20 protein-coding genes are annotated in these 20,358 nt (G+C 66.9%); 9 read left to right on the top strand and 11 right to left on the bottom strand.

Features of this window, described 5'->3' with window-relative positions:
* Positions 1-194 precede the first annotated feature (194 nt).
* Both N2605_RS12705 and N2605_RS12700 read left to right on the top strand, forming a co-directional pair.
* A complete protein-coding gene (locus tag N2605_RS12705) occupies positions 195-905 on the top strand; it encodes a GntR family transcriptional regulator (RefSeq protein ID WP_225137947.1) in 711 nt (236 codons plus the stop codon).
* A gap of 2 nt (positions 906-907) precedes the next feature.
* Positions 908-1,657 (top strand): aspartate/glutamate racemase family protein, encoded by a 750-nt coding sequence (locus N2605_RS12700; protein WP_260346773.1) that lies wholly within the window; start codon positions 908-910, stop codon positions 1,655-1,657.
* Here the strand turns inward: N2605_RS12700 and N2605_RS12695 are convergent, their stop codons facing one another.
* Entirely contained in the window at positions 1,658-3,046 is a 1,389-nt protein-coding gene (locus N2605_RS12695) for an amidase (RefSeq protein WP_260346771.1), read from the bottom strand.
* Between the two features lie 88 nt (positions 3,047-3,134).
* Between N2605_RS12695 and N2605_RS12690 the strand changes: the two genes are divergently transcribed.
* Genes N2605_RS12690 through N2605_RS12675 form a run of 4 tightly spaced genes read left to right on the top strand, consistent with a single transcriptional unit; the run spans position 3,135 to position 7,003 of the window.
* Positions 3,135-4,229: an ABC transporter ATP-binding protein gene (locus tag N2605_RS12690; RefSeq protein WP_260346769.1), complete on the top strand. Its 1,095-nt coding sequence runs from the start codon at positions 3,135-3,137 to the stop codon at positions 4,227-4,229.
* 30 nt (positions 4,230-4,259) lie between these two features.
* Positions 4,260-5,300, top strand: a complete 1,041-nt coding sequence (locus N2605_RS12685) for an ABC transporter substrate-binding protein (RefSeq protein WP_260346767.1) — start codon at positions 4,260-4,262, stop codon at positions 5,298-5,300.
* 24 nt (positions 5,301-5,324) lie between these two features.
* Positions 5,325-6,188, top strand: coding sequence for an ABC transporter permease (locus tag N2605_RS12680; RefSeq protein WP_225137938.1), 864 nt, complete (start codon positions 5,325-5,327; stop codon positions 6,186-6,188).
* On the top strand, positions 6,188-7,003 hold the full coding sequence (locus N2605_RS12675; protein WP_192893449.1) for an ABC transporter permease: 816 nt from the start codon (positions 6,188-6,190) through the stop codon (positions 7,001-7,003). Before N2605_RS12680 ends, N2605_RS12675 begins: the two co-directional genes overlap by 1 nt.
* Here the strand turns inward: N2605_RS12675 and N2605_RS12670 are convergent, their stop codons facing one another.
* Entirely contained in the window at positions 7,004-7,339 is a 336-nt protein-coding gene (locus N2605_RS12670; RefSeq protein WP_225149404.1) for a hydroxyisourate hydrolase, read from the bottom strand.
* Positions 7,340-7,365: 26 nt separating this feature from the next.
* On the opposite strand from N2605_RS12670, the gene N2605_RS12665 reads away from it, so the two are divergent.
* From N2605_RS12665 to N2605_RS12655, 3 genes are read left to right on the top strand one after another with little or no spacing between them, the layout of a single operon-like run.
* Positions 7,366-8,562, top strand: a complete 1,197-nt coding sequence (locus N2605_RS12665) for an MFS transporter (RefSeq protein ID WP_260346762.1) — start codon at positions 7,366-7,368, stop codon at positions 8,560-8,562.
* Positions 8,543-9,913, top strand: a complete 1,371-nt coding sequence (locus N2605_RS12660; protein ID WP_260346761.1) for an amidase — start codon at positions 8,543-8,545, stop codon at positions 9,911-9,913. The genes N2605_RS12665 and N2605_RS12660 overlap by 20 nt, the downstream gene beginning before the upstream one ends.
* Before the next feature lie 17 nt (positions 9,914-9,930).
* The gene (locus tag N2605_RS12655) at positions 9,931-10,791 is read left to right on the top strand and encodes an alpha/beta hydrolase (protein ID WP_260346759.1); all 861 of its coding nucleotides are present in this window, start codon (positions 9,931-9,933) and stop codon (positions 10,789-10,791) included.
* A gap of 122 nt (positions 10,792-10,913) precedes the next feature.
* Here N2605_RS12655 and N2605_RS12650 read toward each other — a convergent pair whose 3' ends face one another.
* The 9 genes from N2605_RS12650 to N2605_RS12610 form a co-directional block, all read right to left on the bottom strand.
* Positions 10,914-11,246: a Rieske (2Fe-2S) protein gene (locus N2605_RS12650; RefSeq protein ID WP_425248844.1), complete on the bottom strand. Its 333-nt coding sequence runs from the start codon at positions 11,244-11,246 to the stop codon at positions 10,914-10,916.
* Positions 11,239-11,943 (bottom strand): ABC transporter ATP-binding protein, encoded by a 705-nt coding sequence (locus tag N2605_RS12645; RefSeq protein WP_036005223.1) that lies wholly within the window; start codon positions 11,941-11,943, stop codon positions 11,239-11,241. Before N2605_RS12645 ends, N2605_RS12650 begins: the two co-directional genes overlap by 8 nt.
* On the bottom strand, positions 11,936-12,718 hold the full coding sequence (locus tag N2605_RS12640; RefSeq protein WP_260346757.1) for an ABC transporter ATP-binding protein: 783 nt from the start codon (positions 12,716-12,718) through the stop codon (positions 11,936-11,938). Before N2605_RS12640 ends, N2605_RS12645 begins: the two co-directional genes overlap by 8 nt.
* Positions 12,718-13,764, bottom strand: coding sequence for a branched-chain amino acid ABC transporter permease (locus N2605_RS12635; protein ID WP_225114758.1), 1,047 nt, complete (start codon positions 13,762-13,764; stop codon positions 12,718-12,720). The genes N2605_RS12640 and N2605_RS12635 overlap by 1 nt, the downstream gene beginning before the upstream one ends.
* Positions 13,761-14,633: a branched-chain amino acid ABC transporter permease gene (locus N2605_RS12630; protein WP_036023707.1), complete on the bottom strand. Its 873-nt coding sequence runs from the start codon at positions 14,631-14,633 to the stop codon at positions 13,761-13,763. The genes N2605_RS12635 and N2605_RS12630 overlap by 4 nt, the downstream gene beginning before the upstream one ends.
* A 68-nt stretch (positions 14,634-14,701) precedes the next feature.
* Entirely contained in the window at positions 14,702-15,856 is a 1,155-nt protein-coding gene (locus tag N2605_RS12625; RefSeq protein WP_036004998.1) for an ABC transporter substrate-binding protein, read from the bottom strand.
* A gap of 76 nt (positions 15,857-15,932) precedes the next feature.
* Positions 15,933-17,129: a xanthine dehydrogenase family Fe-S subunit gene (locus N2605_RS12620; RefSeq protein WP_260346753.1), complete on the bottom strand. Its 1,197-nt coding sequence runs from the start codon at positions 17,127-17,129 to the stop codon at positions 15,933-15,935.
* Positions 17,126-17,959: an FAD binding domain-containing protein gene (locus N2605_RS12615; RefSeq protein ID WP_225155759.1), complete on the bottom strand. Its 834-nt coding sequence runs from the start codon at positions 17,957-17,959 to the stop codon at positions 17,126-17,128. Before N2605_RS12615 ends, N2605_RS12620 begins: the two co-directional genes overlap by 4 nt.
* Positions 17,956-20,349, bottom strand: coding sequence for a xanthine dehydrogenase family protein molybdopterin-binding subunit (locus tag N2605_RS12610; RefSeq protein ID WP_260346749.1), 2,394 nt, complete (start codon positions 20,347-20,349; stop codon positions 17,956-17,958). The genes N2605_RS12615 and N2605_RS12610 overlap by 4 nt, the downstream gene beginning before the upstream one ends.
* Positions 20,350-20,358: the final 9 nt, after the last annotated feature.

The following is a 20,358-nucleotide window of genomic DNA, read 5'->3' as shown; positions in this document are numbered from 1 at the left end:
CTCCGTTGCCGCAGGGAGCATCAAACGCTCCCTCGAAACGATCATCGGCATCCCCGGCGCCGTGCGCAACCCGCAATTTGCATACTGCATACAATTTGTTCGATATGCATTTGTTTTACGCCACATACGTCGCCTATTTGAGCATCGCGTTCGGCTCGGTATGGCTAGGATGAGTTGCAAGCAGGAAGCCTCGCGTGCAGCAAAAATCCGAAACGAACCCGGCGCGAAAGTCGCCCAAGCTCAAGCGGATGGGCCTGCATGAGCGCGCCGCCGCGCGGATGCGGACGATGATCATTCGCGGCGAGCTGCCGCCGGGCTCGCAGACTCAGGAGACCAAGCTGTCGAAGGAGCTCGGCGTGTCGCGCACGCCCTTGCGCGAGGCGATGAAGGTGCTGGCGGCGGAGGGCTTGATCGAGCTGCGTCCGAACCGCAGCCCGCGCATCGCCGATATCGCGGTCGACGGCATCTCGGAATTGTTCGAGGCGCTCGCCGGCATCGAGCGGCTCGCCGCCGAGCTCGCCGCGGAGCGTGCCACCGAACGCGATCTCGCCCGCCTGCGCACGCTGCAGACCCGGATGGAGGGTCATCACCGCAGCGGCAAGCTCGACGATTATTTCGCCATCAACGGCGAAATCCACAACACCATCGTCCGCATGGCGCGCAATACGCCGCTGCGCGAGGCGCACGAGACGCTGATCTCGCGTGCCGAACGTGCGCGTTATCTCGCGCTCGGCGCCGACAGGCGCTGGAGCAATTCGGTCGACGAGCACGCCGACATCCTGGCTGCGCTCGAAGCGCGCGACGGCGAAGCGGCCGGCCGGCTGCTCGGCGCGCACGTCGCGCGGACCGGCACGGCGCTGCTGGAAGTCCTCGCCGCCTCTCAGGCCAAGCGGCCGGCGGCGTGATCATGAAGCTGCTCCTGCTCAACCCAAATACCAGCACCGAGGTCACGCAGCTGATGCTGGGCGTCGGGCGGCGCGCCGCCTCAAAAGGCACCGAGCTGATCCCCTGCACCGCGACCCGCGGCGTGCCCTATATCGCCACGCGCACCGAAGCGCAGATCGGCGGCGCCATCGCGCTGGAGATGCTTGCCGAGCAGCACAAAAAGGTCGACGCCGCGATCATCGCGGCCTTCGGCGATCCCGGCCTGTTCGCCGCGCGCGAGACCTTCGACATTCCCGTGGTCGGCATGGCGGAAGCCGCGATGCTGACCGCGTGCATGGCCGGACGCCGCTTTGCCATCGTCACCTTCGCGCAGGCGCTGGGGCCCTGGTACGAGGAATGCGTCCGCGCCCACGGGCTGTGGGAGCGCTGCGCCGGCATCCGCATGCTGGATACGCCGTTTCAGGCGATCTCCGAGGTCGGCACCGAGAAGGAAGACCTGCTGGTCGAGCTCGCCCGGCGCGCCATCGTCGAGGACGAGGCCGATGTGCTGATCTTTGCCGGCGCCCCGCTCTCGGGCCTTGCCGAGCGCGTCGCCGACCGGATCCCCGTCCCCGTGGTCGATCAGGTCATAGCTTCAGTGAAGCAAGCCGAGGCGCTGCATGCGCTGCGTTTACGCAAGGCCGTGGCCGGCACCTTCCGCCGCCCCGCCGCCAAGCCGACCATCGGCCTTGCCGATGCGCTCGCCGCCCGGCTCGAGCATCGCGACAGCTGATCAGAGAGGCGGCCGGCGATGCGAAAAACCCAGTTCGTTCTCGAGCACGCGGCCGAAGGCAAACAAGCGGGATTCGCATCCCGGCGGCGCGATGATCTGCATGCCGAAGGGCAGCTCATTCTCCCCGCACGGCACCGGCACGGTCAGCACCGGGAAGCCGACCAGCGACACGATGAAGGTCACGGCGAGATAGTCGATCGGCGTCTCCAGCGCGGCCCCATCGATGGCCGTGACGTCGGCGATTTGATTCGGCCAGGGCAAGACCGACGCAGCCGGCGCGACCAGGAAATCGGCGCGAGTGAACAGCTGGCGAAAGCTGCGGTAGATCGCGGTGCGGCGCCGCTCGGCGTCGAGGTAGTTCTGCGCGGACAGTTTTGCGCCGGCTTCGATATTCCAGATCACCGTCGGCGTGAGCTCCGCACGCCGCGTTCTCAGCAACTCGCCGTAAGCGTTGGCGATATGCGCGGCGCGCAAGGTGCGGAAGGTTTCGATCGCCCCGCCGCAATCCGGCGAGGACGGCACGACATCGGCGACACGCGCGAGCGCCTCGCACGCCGCCGCGAAGCGGGCACGAGCCTCGCGCGCAACGGGCGCCACACCGAAATCGGGCGTGACCGCAATCCGGGCACGGTCGGGGACTGGTCGATCATCATCGGTACTGCCGAGCGAGAGCGGATCATTCGCATCGTCTCCGGCGCAGACCGACAACGCGAGTTCGAGATCATCGACACCGCGGGCGAGGAAGCCGTGGGTCGCCAGCATGTCCCAGCCGAGCGGCCGGCGCGGCGATGCAATGCGGCCGGGTGTCGGCCGGATCGAGGCGACACCACAGAAGCTGGCGGGCGTGCGCACCGAGCCGCCGAAATCGGTGCCGTGCGCCAGCGGCACCATGCCGGATGCGACCGCGACGGCAGAGCCGCCGGACGATCCGCCGGAGGTCAGCGCCGGATCGAAGGGGTTGCGTGTCGGCCCGCGCAATCTGTTGGTGCAGACCGCGCCGAAGCCGAACTCCGGCGTGTTGGTTTTGCCCAGAATGACCGCGCCGGCACGCCGCAGCCGCGCCACGACGAGATCATCCTCGGCCGGGACGTGATCGCCGAACAGCAGGGATCCGTAAGTCGTCGCAAGTCCCGCAGTGTCAGTGAGGTCCTTGACCGCAATGGGCACGCCGTGCAGCGGGCCCATCGGCGCAGAGGCGGCATCGCACATCTGCGCTGCACGGCGGGCACCATCCGCATCCACCGTCACGAATGCCGCCAATCGGCTGTCGAGGCTCGCCATCCGCGCCAGATGCGCTTCGACGGCCTGGCGGGAGGACACTTCGCGCCTTGCAATGGCGCGCGCGAGCTCTGTCGCCGTGAGGTCGCATATCGATCGATCCGATGTCATGGGGTCACCATGCCAAAACGCTCCGCGAAAAGCGACAGTCGCGGGCACGAGACTTGCTTTCTCCTCTGGGGCAACGGGAGGCAACACCATGGTTGATGCGCCAAGCAGCCGATCGCTTGTCGTCGATGCGGTCACCCACCGGTATCCGAGTGGCGCGCTTGCGGTCGAGAACATCAATCTCGACATCAAGGGCGGCGAGATCATTGCGCTGCTGGGTCCGTCCGGCTGCGGCAAGACAACGCTGCTGCGCATCATCGCCGGCTTCATCGCGCAGACGCAAGGGAGGATCATCATCGGCGACGACATCGTCGATGCGCTGCCGCCGAACAAACGCGCCGTCGGCATCGTGTTCCAGAACTACGCGCTGTTTCCGCACCTGTCGATCAGCGAGAACGTCGCCTACGGCCTCGCCGCCCGCGGCATCGACAAGGCGACGCGCCAGCGCGAAGCGCAGCGCCTGCTCGAGCTGGTGCAGCTACCGGCTATGGCCGAGCGGCTGCCGCGGCAGCTCTCCGGCGGCCAGCAGCAGCGCGTTGCGCTCGCCCGAGCGCTCGCGATCAAGCCGTCGATCCTGCTGCTCGACGAGCCCTTCGCCGCGCTCGACAAGAATTTGCGGCTGGACATGCAGATCGAGGTCAAGCGGCTGCAGCGCGTCTCCGGCATCACTACGCTGATCGTGACACACGACCAGGAAGAAGCGCTGTCGATGGCCGATCGTGTCGCCGTGCTGAGCCATGGCAAGCTCGAGCAGTTCGGCTCGCCATCGGATGTCTACGACCGTCCGCAGACGCTGTTCGTCAACACCTTCGTTGGCTCCACCAACCGCATGCCCGGCATTGTGGTCTCAGCGGACCGCACGGCAGCGAAAGTGCGCCTCGATGCCGGCGCGGAGATCATCGCGCGTCCCGCAGGCGGTGCGCTCAGCGAGGGGGGCCGCGTCACCGTCTGCATCCGCCCCGAGCACCTGCAATTCGTCGGCGACGAGACCGGCTTTGCCGGCGTCGTTGGCATGTCGCTGCCGCTGGGCGCCACCGTCGTGCACGAGGTCACCACCGCCGACGGCTCCGGCGTCAAAGTTTCTCAGGCGCGCATCGGCGAGACGCGCGCCCTGGAGAACGGCGCTGCGGTGCGCCTCGCGCCGCTCGCCCCATCGCTCGCCAACGCCTTTCCCGCAACGCTTTAGATCCAGTCCTTGTCCAGAGGGGAGTTTGATATGATCATGAATCGCAGAAGCCTGCTGACCACGGCGCTCACGCTCGGGGCCATGAAGGCGTTTCCAGGCCTGAGCTACGCCCAGGCGCGTCCGCTGGTGTTTGCGACCTTCACCGGCAGCTGGGAGGAAGCGCACAAGGCCGTGCTGGTGCCGGCGTTCCGCAAAGCCAATGCGGACGCCGCGATGGTGCTCGATCCCATGCTCTCTGTCGACCAGATCGCCAAGGTCAACGCAGCGAAAGCAAATCCGCCGATCGACGTCATGCTGCACGATCCCGGTCCTGCCCTCGTCGCCGTCGGCCAGGATCTGGTCGAGCCTTATCCCGTCGAGAAGAGCGCCTACTACAAGGACCTGATCGCCGAGGCACAGGAACCGATGGGCCCCGCCCCGTTCTTCCAGGTCGTCGGCCTCACCTACAATCCGGAAGCGGTCAAGACGCCGCCAACGTCATGGGCCGATCTCTGGAAGCCGGAATTCAAGGGCCGCGTCGGCATCACCAACCTCAACTCGACACTCGGCACCGGCTGGCTGGTCGAGATCGCCAAGATGCGCGGCGGCTCGGAGGCCAATGTCGATCCGGGCTTCAAGGCACTGGAGGAGCTCAAGCCCAATCTCGCCGCGGTCGCCGCCAATCCCGGCGCGCTCGCGACCCTGTTCCAGCAGGGCCAGATCGACATCTCGCCCGGCAATTTCAACGCCATCCAGATCCTGAAAGCGCGTGGCGTGCCGGTCGAGTTCGTGGCGCCGAAGGAAGGCGCGATCGCCTTCAAGACAACGATCCACATCGTCAAGAACTCGCCGAACCGCGAGCTCGCCTTCAAGCTGATCGAGGCGGCGCTGACGCCGGAGGTGCAGACCACGCTGATGAACCCGCCCTACCTGATCGTGCCGACCAATTCAAAGGTGACGATGGGCGGCGAGATCGCACGTGTGCTGGCCAAGGACACCGCCGAGCTGAAGAAGAAGTTCGTGTTCCAGGACTGGAAGAAGATCAACGAGCAGCGCTCGGCCTGGATCGAACGCTTCAACCGCGAGATCTAGATCTAAAACCTCGAGGTTCGAGCCATGGGCGCAGCGCCGGCAGCACGGGACGTGACGTCCTACGGAATGGGATTGGCAGCGCCGCTGGCGCTGTTCTTCCTGGTCTTCTTCGTCGCGCCGCTGCTGCAATTGTTCTGGCTCTCGCTGCACAACGACACGGCCGGGCTCCATTGGGGGCTCGGCCAGTATCTGCACTTCCTCACCGATCCCTTCAGCCTCGGCGTGCTCGGCTCGACTTTGCTGCTGGGCGCCGAAGTGACGGCCGTCTGCCTCGTGCTCGGCTTTCCCATCGCCTGGCTGTATCAGCGGGTCGGGCCAAAGCTTCAGACCGTCATCATCCTGATCGTGCTGCTGCCGCTTCTGACCAGCGTCGTGGTCCGGACCTTCGCCTGGATCGTCATCCTGGGTCGCCAGGGCATCATCAACGCGACGCTGCAATCGCTCGGCCTGATCGATACCCCGCTGAAACTGCTCTACACCCAGTTCGGCGTGGTGATCGCGCTGGCGCAGGTGCAGATGCCCTTGATGACGCTGCCGCTGATAACCGCGCTCAGCCGCATCGATCCCAATCTCGACGACGCCTCCTGTTCGCTCGGCGCCGGAAGCTGGCGCACCTTCTTCCGGATCGTGCTGCCACTGTCGCTTCCGGGCGTCATCGCCGGCTGCACGCTGACCTATGCCGCCGCGATCACCGCCTTCATCACCCAGTCGCTGATCGGCGGCGGACAGATGCTGTTCATGCCGATGTATCTCTACCAGCAGGCCTCGACGCTGCAGAACTGGCCGTTCGCGGCTGCGATCTCGATCATCTTCCTGCTCGCCGTGCTCGCGGTCGTCTCGGTCTTCACCACGCTCGGCCGCATGTCGCGCGGCTATGGAGGCGCATGATGAGCGGCCGCAAGCGCACGCTCGAGGCGATCAGCTTCGAGCTCGTCATGACCGTGATCGCGATGATCGCGCTTCTCATCATCATCGCCCCCTCGCTCGTGGTGCTGATCGTCTCCTTCACCAGCGGCTTCTCGCTGCGCTTCCCGCCACCGGGCTATTCGCTGCGCTGGTACGTTGAGCTGTGGAATGCCTGGCAGCTGCACTTCGCCGCCAAGAACAGCCTGATCGTTGCGATGTGGGCGACCGGCCTGTCCGTTACCCTCGGCGTCGCCGCGGCGCTCGCGATCTCGCGCTCGCGGACACTGTCGGCGCGGCTGCTCGATTCGCTCTTCATGTCGCCCCTGGTGCTGCCCGCGCTCGCCTTCGGCCTTGCCGCCCTGATGCTGTTCTCGCTGGTCGGCCTGCCGGTGTCGCCGCTGACGCTGGTGATCGGCCACACCGTGGTCTGCGTGCCCTATGTCGTGCGCAACACGGTCGCAGCGCTGGCCCAGCTCGAGCCGACCCTGCTCGAAAGCTCGGCCGTGCTCGGCGCGAGCCGCCTCTACACGTTCCGCCGCATCGTGCTGCCGCTGATCCGGCCCGGCATCATCGCCGGCGCCTTCATCGCCTTCATGTCGTCCTTCGACAACGTACCGGTGTCGCTGTTCCTGCGCGATGCCGCCACCGACATGCTGCCGATCCGGATGTGGCAGGATCTCGAAGGCAAGCTGGACGTCACCATCGCCGCCCTCTCGGGCGTGCTGATTATCGCCACCGTCGCGCTGGTCGCGGTCATGGAGCGCGTCACCGGCCTGTCGCGGCGGCTGACGAACTGATCAGGCGCCGCGGAACAGCGAATAGCCCCAGCGCGTGAATTTCAACGGCAGATGAAAATGCTCGTCAACGTTCTTGATGCGAAAGCGGAACGGCGTCACGGTGAGGAAGCCGTCGCGCTCGCCAAAGAATTCGCCGAGATGAAACAGCACCTCGTACGCGCCCTCCGTCACACCGGCACCTTGCGCAACGGCATGATCGAGCACGCCGTTGGCGCCGAGCCGCCCGCCGGCGATGCGCTGGGAATCCGGATCGATCCGCCAGATCTCGACGCGCAGCCCCTGCGCCGGGCGCCCGCTCGCCACATCGACCGCGTGAATGGAAATACCGCCTGCCACAATGTTCCTCCCATGAGCACGTTGCCATGGTAGACGGAAACACGGCCGCTCGGCCAGCGCCCGCGCTGCTGCCGGCCCTGGGCGCGATGACCGCGCTGCAGGCCCTGGTCGCGCTGGCCTTGTTCGCGCCCGGCGTGGTCGCCCCGCGCGCCCATATCGAGGTCTGGCAGCTCTCGATGTTCTCCGCCGCGGTGTTCGCGGTCGGCATCCCCGCCTCGTTCTGGGGCGGCGGCTTCATCGCGCGCCTGGGCTCGCTGCGGATCGCGAGCCTGTGCGCGGCGGCCATCGTCGTCGGCATGGCCCTGGCTTCGCTCGGAACGAGCGCCGCCCTGCTGGCCGCGGGCCTCTGCATCGGCCTCGCCATGGGGCCGGAGACGCCGGCGAGCGCGGCGCTGCTGGCGCGGCTCGTCACTGCCGAGCGGCGCGCCTTCGTGTTCTCGGTGCGCCAGACCGGCAACCAGATCGGCGCCGTTTGCGGCTCGCTGGCCCTGCCCGCGATCGCCATCGCGTTCGGACCGGTCTGGTGCTATGCGGCCGTTGCTGCCTTGGCGCTACTGGCGATCGCGCTGTTCGAACGGTTGCGGCCGGCCTATGCCGGCAAGGTCGCCCCGCCGCCAAAGCTCGATCTCCGCGCGCGGGTGGCGCTGGTGATCGCGGACCGGCGGATCGCGATGCTGGCGCTGGCCTCGATGCCGTTCAGCGCGACGCAGGTGTCGCTCAACACGGTCTTCGTCACGCTCGGCACACGCGAGCTCGGCCTCAGCCATATCGAATCCGGCATGGCGCTCGCCTGCGCGCAAGCCGGCGGCCTGATCGGCCGTCTCGGCTGGGGCTATGTCGCCATGCGGCTCGATGCCTCGCGCGCCGTCCTCGTCGTCATCGGCCTCGGCATGGCCTTCTGCGCCGCGCTGCTCGGCCTGAATGGCGCTTCGCTCGGCCGCAGCGGACAATTCATCATTGCCGCATTGTTCGGCCTGACGGCGTCGGGCTGGAACGGCGTCTTTGTCGCCGAGATCGCCCGCCTCGCCCCGCAGGACCGGATCGGCGAGACCACCGGCGCGGTGCTGACCGCGTCCTATGCCGGTCTCCTTGCCGCGCCCGCGCTGGTGTCGATCCTGGATGGCGTGGCCAGCCTCGGCATGGCCTTCTTCGCTCTGGCGTGCCTTGCCCTCGGCGGTACATTGGCGTTGATCTGGGGAGGCCATGACAACGCGGACAAATAGCGCGCGCGAGATCGCCGCCGACGTCAGCGCCGGGCGGACCAATGCCGTCGAGACTGCGAAAGCAGCGCTCGGCCGCATCGAGGTCGCCAAGGCCTTGAACGCGGTCGTCACGATCGATCCTGCGCGCACGCTGTCGGATGCTGCGGCGGTCGATGATCGCCTGCGTATGGGCGAGATCATGCCGCTCGCCGGCGTTCCCGTGATCGTCAAGGACAACATCTGGGTCGGCGGCTGGCGCGTGACGCAGGGCTCGCGCCTATTCTGCGATTTCATCGCGCCGCGCGATGCCATCGCGGTCGAGCGGCTGCGCAAGGCCGGTGTCGTTGTCGTCGGCATCGGCGCGACCTCCGAGTTCGCCTGCAAGGGCGTGACGACCTCGCAACTATACGGGCCGACGCGACATCCGCTCGATTCCGCGCTGACGCCCGGCGGCTCATCCGGCGGCCCGGCCGCAGCGGTTGCGGCCGGCCTGGTGCCGCTGGCGATCGGCACCGATGCGGGCGGCTCCAGCCGCAGGCCGCCGGCCCATGTCGCCGTCGCCGGCTTCAAGCCGTCCTACGGCGCGATCCCCTATGGGCCAGGTTTCGCCGAGCCCTTCTTCGGCCTCTCCGTCATCGCGCCGATCGCATTGGACGCGGCCGATATCGCGCTGGCGTTTGAAGCCATGGCCGGCGCCGATCCGCGCGATCCGGAGTCTGCCGTCGTGGTGCAGCAAGCCAAAGACATCGGCAGTCAGCGCATCGCGTTCTCGCCGCGCCTTGGTCTCGACGTCGCGATCGACGACGTCGTCGCGAATGGCCTCGCCGCCGCCGTCGACCGGCTTTCCGCAGCAGGTTTGCACATTACACGACGCGATCCCGCCTGGCCGGCAGGCGCCACGGAGGATGCGATCATGCCGCTGCAGCATGCGGGGCTCGCAGCACTCCACGGCGAACGCTTTCGCAACGATCCGACTGTCTTCGATCCCGACATCGCCAAGCAGATCGAGCGAGGTCTCTCCTGGTCGGGTGCGGAGGTCGCCGCAGCGCTGCTCGCGAGCACCGCGATCGCCAATGCCTTCGCAGCGTTCTTCACCGAAATCGACCTGCTGCTGGCGCCGACCGTCCCCTGCGTCGCCTGGCCGCTGACGCAGCTCGGCCCTGATATGATCGGCGGAAAGCCGGCAAGCCCGCGGGCCCACGCGGTGTTCACGCCCTTCGTCAATCATGCCCGCCTGCCGGCGATCTCGATTCCGTGCGGAACGGATCGGCGCGGGCTTCCCTTCGGCCTTCAAATCATCGCGGCGCGCGGGCAAGACCGCTCGCTCCTCGCAGCAGCGCAAGAGATCGAAGCGATCTTGCGCAGTGCCTGACGCAAACGGAGACTCCCATGGTTGAGAACGCTCATTCGACAATTCGACCGCTCGACCCCCGCGACCGGTGGTCCGAGCTGTCTCGGGTGGAACGCAGTGCCGCCTATGACAACAACGCGGCGGTCAAGAACAGCCCGGCCCTGATCGCCGAGCGCAACGAAGCCTCAAGCCGGCTGCGGGGCTCGCTCAAGTCCCATCTCGACCTGCCCTACGGCGAGCGGGCGAATAACAAGATCGACCTCTACCCGGCCGCAAAGCCTGATGCGCCCTGCCTGGTGTTCCTGCACGGCGGCTACTGGCAGCGCAACTCGCGCGAGCTGTTCGCGATGCTGGTCGAAGGCGTCGCCGCGCATGGCTGGTCGGTTGCGATTCCCGGCTATTCGCTGGCGCCCGAGGTGTCCCTCACCGACATCGTCGCCGAGATCCCGCGCGCGCTCGACTGGCTCGCGGCGCACGGCGCGTCCTACGGCGTTGCCGGACCGGTCGTGCTGTCGGGCTGGTCCGCTGGCGCCCATCTCGTCGCAATGGCGCTGGATCATCCGCGTGTCCATGCGGGGCTCGCGCTCTCGGGCGTCTACGATCTCGCGCCGATCCGCGATACGGGGCTGAACGAGGCGCTGAAGCTGACGGACGCGGAGATCGCCACGCTGTCGCCACTGCGCCTGCCCGTCACCCGGAAGCGTCTCGACATCGCCTATGGCAGCAGCGAGCTGCCGGCGCTCGTCTGCGATTCCATCAATCTCTTCGACAAGCGCGTGGCGGCGGGAGCGCCGGGCAAGCTCATCTCGGTCGAAGGCGCCGACCATTTCACCATTCTCGAGGCTCTGCGCCGGCCGGACGGAGTCCTGGTGGAGGCCGCGCGGCGGCTGCTGGACTAAAAGTGCGAAAAACAACCCCATGCACAGTAGCGATGTCGTTGTTTGCAAAGGCGAATTGTTTGAGGGTCGATCGACACCGCCTTCCGCTTTGACTCGTCGGGCAAAACAGGGGCATGATGTCATCATCGCCCCGGCTGCCGCTCCTGCATCTCAATCCAGATTCGCTCGCCCGTGATCCGCACCGGATAAAGCCGCAGCGGCCGGCTCGGCCATCCCGCGGTGATTGCGCCATCGCGCAAATCGAACGACGCCGCATGGCGGGGACAATTGAGGCGCCCGGCCGTCACCTGCCCCAAGGCCAGATCCGCCTGCTCGTGCGGGCATGCACGTTCGCAGGCGACGACGTCGCCCTCGTTCCAGATCACGAGCAGGTCGCGCCCGGCGACGCGGACGATCGTCTCCGCCTTCAACCGGTCGAGATCGCAGACGGCAATCCACCCGGCCTCGTCACCCACCGAGATAGGCCTTGCGCACATGCTCGTTCGCGATCAGCTCGCTGCCGGCGCCCGATAGCACGATGCGGCCGTTCTCGAGCAGATAGGCGTGGTCGCACATCTCGAGCGCAGCGAAGGCGTTCTGCTCGACCAGCAGCACCGTGGTGCCGGCATCGCGAATGCCGCGGATGATCGCAAAGGTGCGCTCGACGATATTGGGGGCGAGCCCGAGCGACGGCTCGTCGAACATGATCAGGCGCGGCCGCGACATCAGCGCGCGGCCGATCGCAAGCATCTGCTGCTCGCCGCCCGACAGCGTGCCCGCCGCCTGCCGGCGCCGCTCGGCGAGCCGCGGGAATTCCGAGTAGATACGGTCGCGGTCGGCCGCGATCTCGCCCGAACGACGCCGGAGGTAAGCGCCCATATCGAGATTTTCCTCGACGCTCATATGCGGAAACACGCGCCGCCCTTCCGGGCAATGCGCGATGCCGCTCGCCAGCACGCGCGGCGGCTTCGCGCCGGTGATGTCGATGCCCTCAAACTTCATCTGGCCCGAGCGCGGCGCCACCAGGCCGGAGATCGCGCGCAGCGTCGTGCTCTTGCCGGCGCCGTTGGCTCCGATCAGGGCGACCAGCTGGCCGGCCTTCACGTCAAGCGAGATGCCGCGCAGCGCGGTGACGCCACCGTAGCCGCAGACCATGTCGCGGATCTCAAGCACGTCCTGCTCCATGTCCAAGATAGGCTTCGATGACAGCAGGATCGTTGCGGATCACATCGGGCGTCCCTTCGGCGATGATGCGGCCATAGTTGAGCACCACGATGCGATCCGAGACGGTCATCACCATCGGCATGTCGTGCTCCACCAGCAAAATCGTGATGCCGCGGTCGCGGATGCCACGGATCAGCTCGACGAAACGGTGCGTCTCCGAGGCGTTCATGCCGGAGACGGGCTCGTCGAGCAGCAGCATCGACGGCTCCGCCGCCAGCGCCAGCGCGACACCGACCAAGCGCTGCTCGCCGTAGGAGAGCGAGCCCGCCGCATCGTGGGCGCGGCGTTCGAGCCCGACCCACTCGAGCAGCTCGCTCGCGCGCTGCCGCAGCTTGCGCTCCGAGGCGCGCGCGCCTGGCAAGCCGAGGATGGCGTCGAGCAGCCGGACCCGGCCCTGCCGGTGCAGGCCGATCAGGAGGTTGTCATAGACGGTGTCGTTCGGGAATACGCTGGTGCGCTGGAAGGTGCGGATCAGGCCGAGATCGGCGATCTCGTGCGGCTTCAATCCGGCGAGCGCAGTGTTGCGATAGTTGACGCGGCCTGCGCTCGGCGTCAGGAAACCGGTCATGACATTGAAGGCGGTGGTCTTGCCGGCGCCGTTCGGCCCGATCAGGCTGACGATCTCGCCCTCGCCGACCTCAAAGCTCATGTCGGAGATCGCGACCAGCCCGCCGAAGCGGACCGCGACCTGATCGATGGTCATGGCGATGCTGCGCGCGGTCATCACGCCGGCTCCTTGGCGCCGGTTTCAGTGAGCGCGACCGGCGCCAGCGCCGTCGTCCCGCTCCGTCGCCGGGTCAACCGCTGCGCCAGCGACGGCACGATGCCGCGCGGCAACACGAACAGGATGGCGATCAGCACACCGCCATAGGCGATCCACTGCGCTTCCGGTGCCATCACAGGCCGTAGCGCCACCGGCAGCAGGCCAAAGATCAGGCCGCCGACGACGGGACCCGCCAGCGAGCCCTTGCCACCGCTGATGACCATGATCACCATGGTGACGGTGTTGATGAAGGCGAAGACTTCGGGATCGATGATCCGGATGTAGTGCGCATAGAGGCTCCCGGCCGCGCCGGCGATCGCGGCGGAGATCACCGCAGCAATCGTCAGCGTCCTGGTCACGTCGATGCCGACCGAGACGGCGAGCGTTTCGTTCTCCATCAGGCCACGCATGGAGCGGCCGAAATGGGAATGAACGAGGCGCGCGATCAGGAGATAGGCGATGAGCGCAACGACCAGGACGAGATAATAGTTGTGGAACTTCGTGCGCAGCGTCAGCTCGCCAAAGCCGGGCAAGGGCAACGCGATGGACGGGATGTTGGTCAGCGCCAATGGACCCTGCGTCAGCTCGACCCAGTTCAGCGCGACCAGCCGGACCACCTCGGCAAAGGAGATCGTCACAATGACGAAATAGGCTCCGCGAACGCGGAACGACAACAGACCGACGAAATAGCCGCACAATCCTGCAATCAAAATTGCCAGCACGAAGCCTACGATCGGCGGCCATGGTGTGTGGACAAGACGAAAACCCCCTAGCAGGCCGATGTCGAAGCCGAGCGATGTCAGTGCGCTGACATAGGCGCCGATGCCGAAGAAGGCGATATGGCCGAGGCTGAGCTGGCCGGTGAAGCCAAGCAGCAGATTGAGACTCATCGCGCCGATGACGAAGATGCCGGTCGTGATCAGCGCGTTGAGCAGATAGGGATCGCGCAGCCAGAGCGGCACCGAGGCCAGCGCCGCGACGGCGAGAATGGTGACGATCGTCTTCATCCGACGCGCTCCGCGCGCGCGAACAGGCCGGTCGGCCGGAAGATCAGCACCGCGATGATGATGAGAAAGCCCATGGCATCGCGGTAGCCGGACGAGACGTAGCCGGCGCCGAGCTCCTCGGCCAGCGCCAGGATGAAGCCGCCGATCACCGCGCCCGTGATGTTGCCGAGGCCGCCGAGGATGACGATGGCGAAAGCCTTGACCGCGGCGAGATCGCCCATCTGCGGGAAGATCACGTAGACCGGCCCGAGCAGCGCGCCCGCGGCAGCGGCGAGGCTAGAGCCGATCGCGAAGGTCGAGGTGTAGATCATGTCGACGTTCACGCCCATCAGCGACGCCGTGTCATGGTCCTGGAACGTCGCCCGCATCGCGCGGCCGAGGCTGGTCTTGTTGATGAGCAGATACGTCACAAGGATCAACATGGCCGCAGCGGCGAGCACGAACAGGCGCAGCCATGAGACGGAGACCGGGCCGAGCACCAGCGGCGCCTCCGGGAATGGCGTCGCTACGGATTTCGCGACGCCGCCCCAGATCCACAGCGTGCCCGACTGCATCGCGATCCAGGCGCCGATCATCACCAGCATGGTGGTGTCGATGTCGGAGCCGCGCAGGGGACGCAGCAAGGTCAATTCGATGGCCGCACCCAGCAGCCATCCGGCCAGCACGGCCACGGGTAGCGCGAGAAAGAAGTTCAGCCCGAACTGCTGCACCACGATGAACATGATGTAGGCGCCGAACGTGTAGAGCACGCCATGCGTGAAGTTCACGACGTTCATGATGCCGAAGATCAAGGTCAGCCCGATACCCAGCAGCGCATAGGTGCCGCCGAGCACGAGCATGTTGATCAGATGCTGAAGGAATTCGCTCAAGATTGTTCCCGATTAGTCCGTATTCGGCGAGAGCGGTGACGTACCGCCCTCGCCTGCGAACAAGCGCGTCAGAGCGTCTTCATCTCGATCTTGCCGTCGGCGATCTCGATGAGATAGACATTCGGCTGGCTCTGACCGCTTTCCTTGCCCTCGGGGCCCGACTTGCGGAACACGATGTCGCCGTTCAGCCCCTTGATGTTGATGTTCCAGAGCGCCGCCTTGATCGCGGCAGGCTCGGCCTTGCCGGCCTTCTCGATCGCGGCGGCGACGGTGCGGATGCCGTCATAGCCGCGAAAACTCTCGGTGCAGCCGGCGAAGTCGAAGCCGCGCTTCTTCCATTCCGCGATGAAATAGTTGGTGGCTTCCGGGTTCGGCGTCTTGTCCGGGAACCAGGGCAGGAAGGTGGTCAGATGCATGGTGCCGTTGGCGGCCGCTCCCGCCTGGGCGATGATCTGGTCCGGGTTCTGCGAGCCGCCGGTGGTGATGATGCGCTTCTTCAGGCCGAGCGCGGCGGCCTGCTTGAAGATCAGCGTGAGCTGGTCGACGGCGGTGGTGACGATGACGGTCTCGGAGTCCGAGCTCTTGATCTTGGACAGCTGCGCGCTCATGTCCTGCGCGCCCTGGTCCATGGTCTCGACCAGGCCGATGCCGATGCCCTTCTCCTTCATCATCTTGCTGAAATCCTCGGCGGTGCCGCGGCCCCAGTCGTTGTTGATGACAAGGAAGTCGACCTTTTTCAGCGCGAGCTTGTCGACGATGTTCTTGAACGCGGCCGCCTCGATCGCGGAGGGCGGCGAGATGCGGAAGATGAAGGGATTGCCCGTCGTCGTGATCTTGCCGGAGGACGAGGTCTCCACCACCATCGGCGTCTCGTATTCCATCAGCTTCGGCATCACCGCGAGCGTCAGGCTCGAGCCCCAGGCGCCCATCAGGACCGGCACCTTGTCGCTTGTGATGAGCTTCTCGGCGACGGCGGCGGCCTCCGTCGGGTTGCTCTTGTTGTCCTCGATGACGAGCTCGATCTTCTTGCCGAGGATGCCGCCCTTGGCGTTGATCTCGTCGGCGGCGATCTTGGCACCGTTAACGACGTAAGTGCCTGAGGCCGCGAACGCGCCGGTGAGCGGCTCGTTGACGCCGATCTTGATGGTCTGCGCCCCCGCGGCGCCGCCGAACAAGGCCGTCGCCAACGCGATTGCCGGAACCAGTCCGAGTGTTCGTGTCATGTTTGTCTCTCCAAATCCCACGCTGTTGATGTCAGGGCAGTCCAGGCTTCGTCACTCCGCGGCGCCGGTTCGCCGATCATTCCGCGCCACCTCTTCCGAAGGTGCGGCGAAATGTTTGCACGAGCCGGGCTCGCAAGACGTCCGATGCAATCGACCAGAAGCTGAGCTCCGCCGGACCTGCCTGCCCCGACGAGGCGCCGGACATGTGGCGGTCGAGATTGGCGGCGAACTCCGCAACGAGACGTTTTGCAAGGTCTCGCACCAGGCCGGGACGACCGACCTGAGCCAGCATTCCCGTGAGCGTGTAGCCGATAGACAGTTCGACCGCGGTCGCCGCGCCGCCTTCGAGCGGCAGCAGGCGGTAACGGATCTCGCCCTGCGTCGCGGAATGGCTGCGCTGGTCGGTACCGATGCCGACGATGCGCCCCGAGAGTGTCGCGGGATCCCGCTCGACACGCGCGGCCCCCTCGAAGCTTGCTGCGATCGGACCGAGCCTGACGCGGATCGATCCTTCGACGCGCTCCGGCTTTGGCGTCGACGACAGCGATACGCCAGGGAGGCAGGCGGCGATGCCTGCGATGTCCTCGAACATCGCGAACACCTTTGCCGGCGGATACGGCAACGTGAAGCGCTGATCGAGCACGGTTGCCGGCGTGAAGTCGGGGATGCTGCTTGGGGTGGCACTTTCCGGTGCCGGAGCTGGCGCGTGCCGCGCGGGCCGCAGCTCGTTCCGGGCGGTTGCCGCTCGCCCCGAGCCGGCAGGACCAAGGACGGTCCGGCCTCCATCCGCCACCGGCGCGACGTTGCGCGCGCGCCTTGCCTCGATCACGGACTGCACCGCGCGCACAATGCCGACATAGCCTGTGCAGCGGCAGAGATTGCCGCTGAGGCCAATGCGGATCTGGCGCTCGTCGGCGTCGGGCAGACGCAGCACCAGGTCGCGCGCCGAGACCAGCATGCCGGGCGTGCAATAGCCGCACTGAAGCGCGTGCTCGCGGGTGAAGGCAGCGCGCAGCTCGGTCGTGATCTCGTCCTCGTCGAGGCCTTCGATCGTGGTGACATCGGCGCCCTCGCAGGCCGCCGCATAGGTGATGCAGGAGCGCGCCGGCACGCCGTCGAGCAGCACAGTGCAGGCGCCGCAGACCCCGTGCTCGCAGCCGAGATGCGTGCCGGTGAGATCGAGCCTGTCGCGGACGAAATCGGCAAGACTGGTGCGCGGCTCCGCGTGCAGCTCCACCGCGCGGCGATTGACCTGAAGCGCGATCGTGGTCATGCCGCGGCCTCCAGAACGGCGCGCTTCAGCACGCTGACATGGATGTGGCGCTGCGCGGCATCGTCGATGCCGGCGCTTGCGAGCAGGGCATCGGCGACACGAACATCGAAACGCTGCTTGTAGTCGGCGGCGATCCGCCCGCCGAACAGCTCGGCATTCGTGACGACGATCGGCGCCGTGTCGATTGCACCGATGACGATACGCGCCGCGGCGGCGGCGGGATCGACCAGCACCGCACCGATCGCGTGGGCAAATTCGCCGGTCTTGCGGCAGCTCTTGGCATAACCCCAATGCGCCGTCGCTGATCGCGCCGGCACATGGACCGCCTCGACGATCTCGCCGGCATGCAGCGCAGATTCCAGCGCACCGACCACAAACGCTTCGACCGCCATCGATCGCACACCGGCAAGACTGCGCAATGTCACGCGCGCACCCAGGGCCGCCAGCGCCGAGATCCAGTCCGCGGCGGGATCGGCATGGCTGAGCGAGCCGCCGATCGTGCCGCGATTGCGGACCGCGCGATAGGCGATGTTGGCAGCGACAGCCCGCATGGCGCCGCGGGTCACGTCGGCCGTGCGGCCGTCCTCGATATCGGCATGGGTGACGAGGGCGCCCAGCACGAGCTCGTCGCCGGAGACCTCTGCGCGCTTGAGCTCGGCAAGGCCGGAAATGTCAATAATCAGCTCCGGCTGCACCAGCCGCAGATTGAGCATCGGGCCGAGCGATTGGCCGCCGGCGATGATCTTCGCCGATCCGCCGCTTGCGGCCAGCATCGAGAGAGCCGCATCGAGATCGCGCGGGCGCTCGTAAGCAAAGGGCGCCGGTTTCATGCCGCGCTCCTCTCAGCCGCACGCGCGGCCAGCACCGCCGCGACGATGCGATGCGGCGTGATCGGCGACTGCATCAGCTCGACGCCGAGCGGGCGCAGCGCGTCGTTGACGGCATTGGCGATTGCGGCGGGCGGTGCGATGGCGCCGCCCTCGCCGATGCCCTTCACCCCGAATTGCGTATAGGGCGACGGCGTCTCCATGTGGTCGAGGCGCGCGGCCGGGACCTCGGTCGGGCCGGGCAGCAGGTAATCCGCGAGCGTCGTCGCCAGCGGCTGGCCGGAGGCGTCGAACGGCATTTCCTCGTAGAGCGCGGTGCCGATGCCTTGCGCGAGGCCGCCATAGATCTGGCCGTCGACGACGAGCGGATTGACCAGCACGCCGCCGTCCTCGACGATCACATAGTCGAGGATCTCGACCTCGCCGATATCAGGATCGACCGCGACCACGGCTGCATGCGCGGCATAGCTGAAGGTGCCGCTGTCGCGCACGGGCTTGTAGCCTTGGGTGACCTCGAGCCCGCCGGGATCGACGTCTGGCGGCAAATCCTGCGGGCGGCGGTACCAGGTGTGGGCGATCGCCTTCAGGCTGACGCTGCCGTTGACGCCGCGCACCTCGCCATTCTGCAACACCACCGAGGCCGGATCGTGCTGCAAGAGTTTCGCGCCGATGCGGCGCGCACGTTCCCCGAGTTCGCGGCAGGCCGTCGCGACCGCACCACCCGCCATCACCATCGAGCGCGAGCCCCAGGTGCCGGTCGAATAGGGCGTCATCGCGGTGTCGCCGAGGACGATGCGGATGTTTGCGACATCCACGCCGAGGATTTCGTGCGCGACCTGGGCGAGCGTCGTCTCCATGCCCTGCCCGTGCGAGTGCACGCCGATGCGCAGTTCAAGGCCACCGTCCGGCGTCAGGCGCGCCGAGGCCTGCTCATGGCCCGGCACCATCGGGATGCCCCAGCCGGAATAGACCGAGGTGCCGTGCGCGGCCTGCTCGCAATAGATGGAGATGCCGACGCCGATGCGGCGGCCGTCGGCCTCGCCCTGCTTTTGCCTGGCGCGGATGGCGTCGATGTCGATGGCCGCGAGCGCGCGGCGCATCGCTTCCGGATAATCGCCGCTGTCGAAATGCTTCTTGGTGATGTTGTCGAACGGCATCTGTTCAGGGCGCACCAGATTGCGCAGCCGCACCTCGCCGGGCTCTAGGCCGGCTTTCGCCGCCACGAGGTCGAGCATCAATTCCAGCGCAAAGCAGACGCCGGTGCGCGCGACGCCGCGATAGGGCAGGATCGGGCATTTGTTGGTGGCGACCGAGAAGGTGCGGCAGCGATAGGCCGGCATCTTGTAGGGACCGGGCAGGATGCTGGCGACCTGCGCGGCTTCGAGACACGCGGAGAACGGATAGGACGAGTAGGCGCCGGAATCCACCGTCGCTTCGCAATCGATGCCGCGCAGCGTGCCGTCACGGTCAGCATAGACCGTGATTTTGTAATGATGTTCGCGGCAATTGGAGCTGGCGACGAGATGCTCGCGGCGGTCTTCGAGCCAGCGGACGGGATGGCCGCAGCGCATCGTCAGCCAGGACAGGCAGACCTCTTCGGGCAGCAAAATTCCCTTGTGACCGAAACCACCGCCGACGTCGGGCGAGATGACGCGGATCTGGCCCTCCTCCATGTCGAGGCATTCGGCGAGGCCGCTGCGCGTGATGTGCGGCATCTGGGCCGCCGAATGCAGCGTGAGCTGGTCGAGCCTCTTGTCGAAGTTCGCGACCACGCCGCGGCCTTCCAGCGGCGACATGCATTGCCGCGCCGTCGAGATCTCGCGCGTCACCTTGATCGGCGCATCGAGCGCGGCGGAGATGTCGACCTCGTAATTGGTCTCCAGGAAGACGTTGTCGCCCCAATGCTCGTGCACCAGCGCCGAGCCGGGCTCGCGCGCCTTCAGCATGTCATGGATCGCCGGCAGCTCCTCCAGATCGAGCGTCACGGAGGCCGCGATGTCCTCGGCCTCGGCGCGGGTCGGCGCGAGGCACATCGCGACGAGCTCACCGACCTGGCGCACCTTGCCGGTGGCGAGCACCGGCTGCTCCGAGATCTTGAAGCCCGGCAGGCCCGACACCGCACGGATCGGCTTGATGCCGACGAGATCGGTCGCCGTGAACACGCTGCCGCGATGGCGTTCGGGCACATGGATGCCGCGGATGCGCGCATGCGCCAGCGGGCTGCGCACGAAGGCGACGTCTTGAAGGCCGGCGAGCCTGACGTCGCCGACATATTGGCCGCGGCCGCGCATCAGGCGGTCGTCTTCCTTGCGCGGGAGCCGCGCGCCAACGCCCTGCCCCGTCTTTCCGTCCGGAAATTCTCGCTCGCTGCGCAACTTCGCGTTCTCCTTCACCGCCCGGCC

Source organism: Bradyrhizobium yuanmingense (genome assembly GCF_025200905.1).
Classification (GTDB): Bacteria; Pseudomonadota; Alphaproteobacteria; order Rhizobiales; family Xanthobacteraceae; genus Bradyrhizobium; species Bradyrhizobium yuanmingense.
The sequence above is the reverse complement of the archived record's forward strand: the minus strand, read 5'-3'. Positions and strand labels throughout refer to the sequence as shown.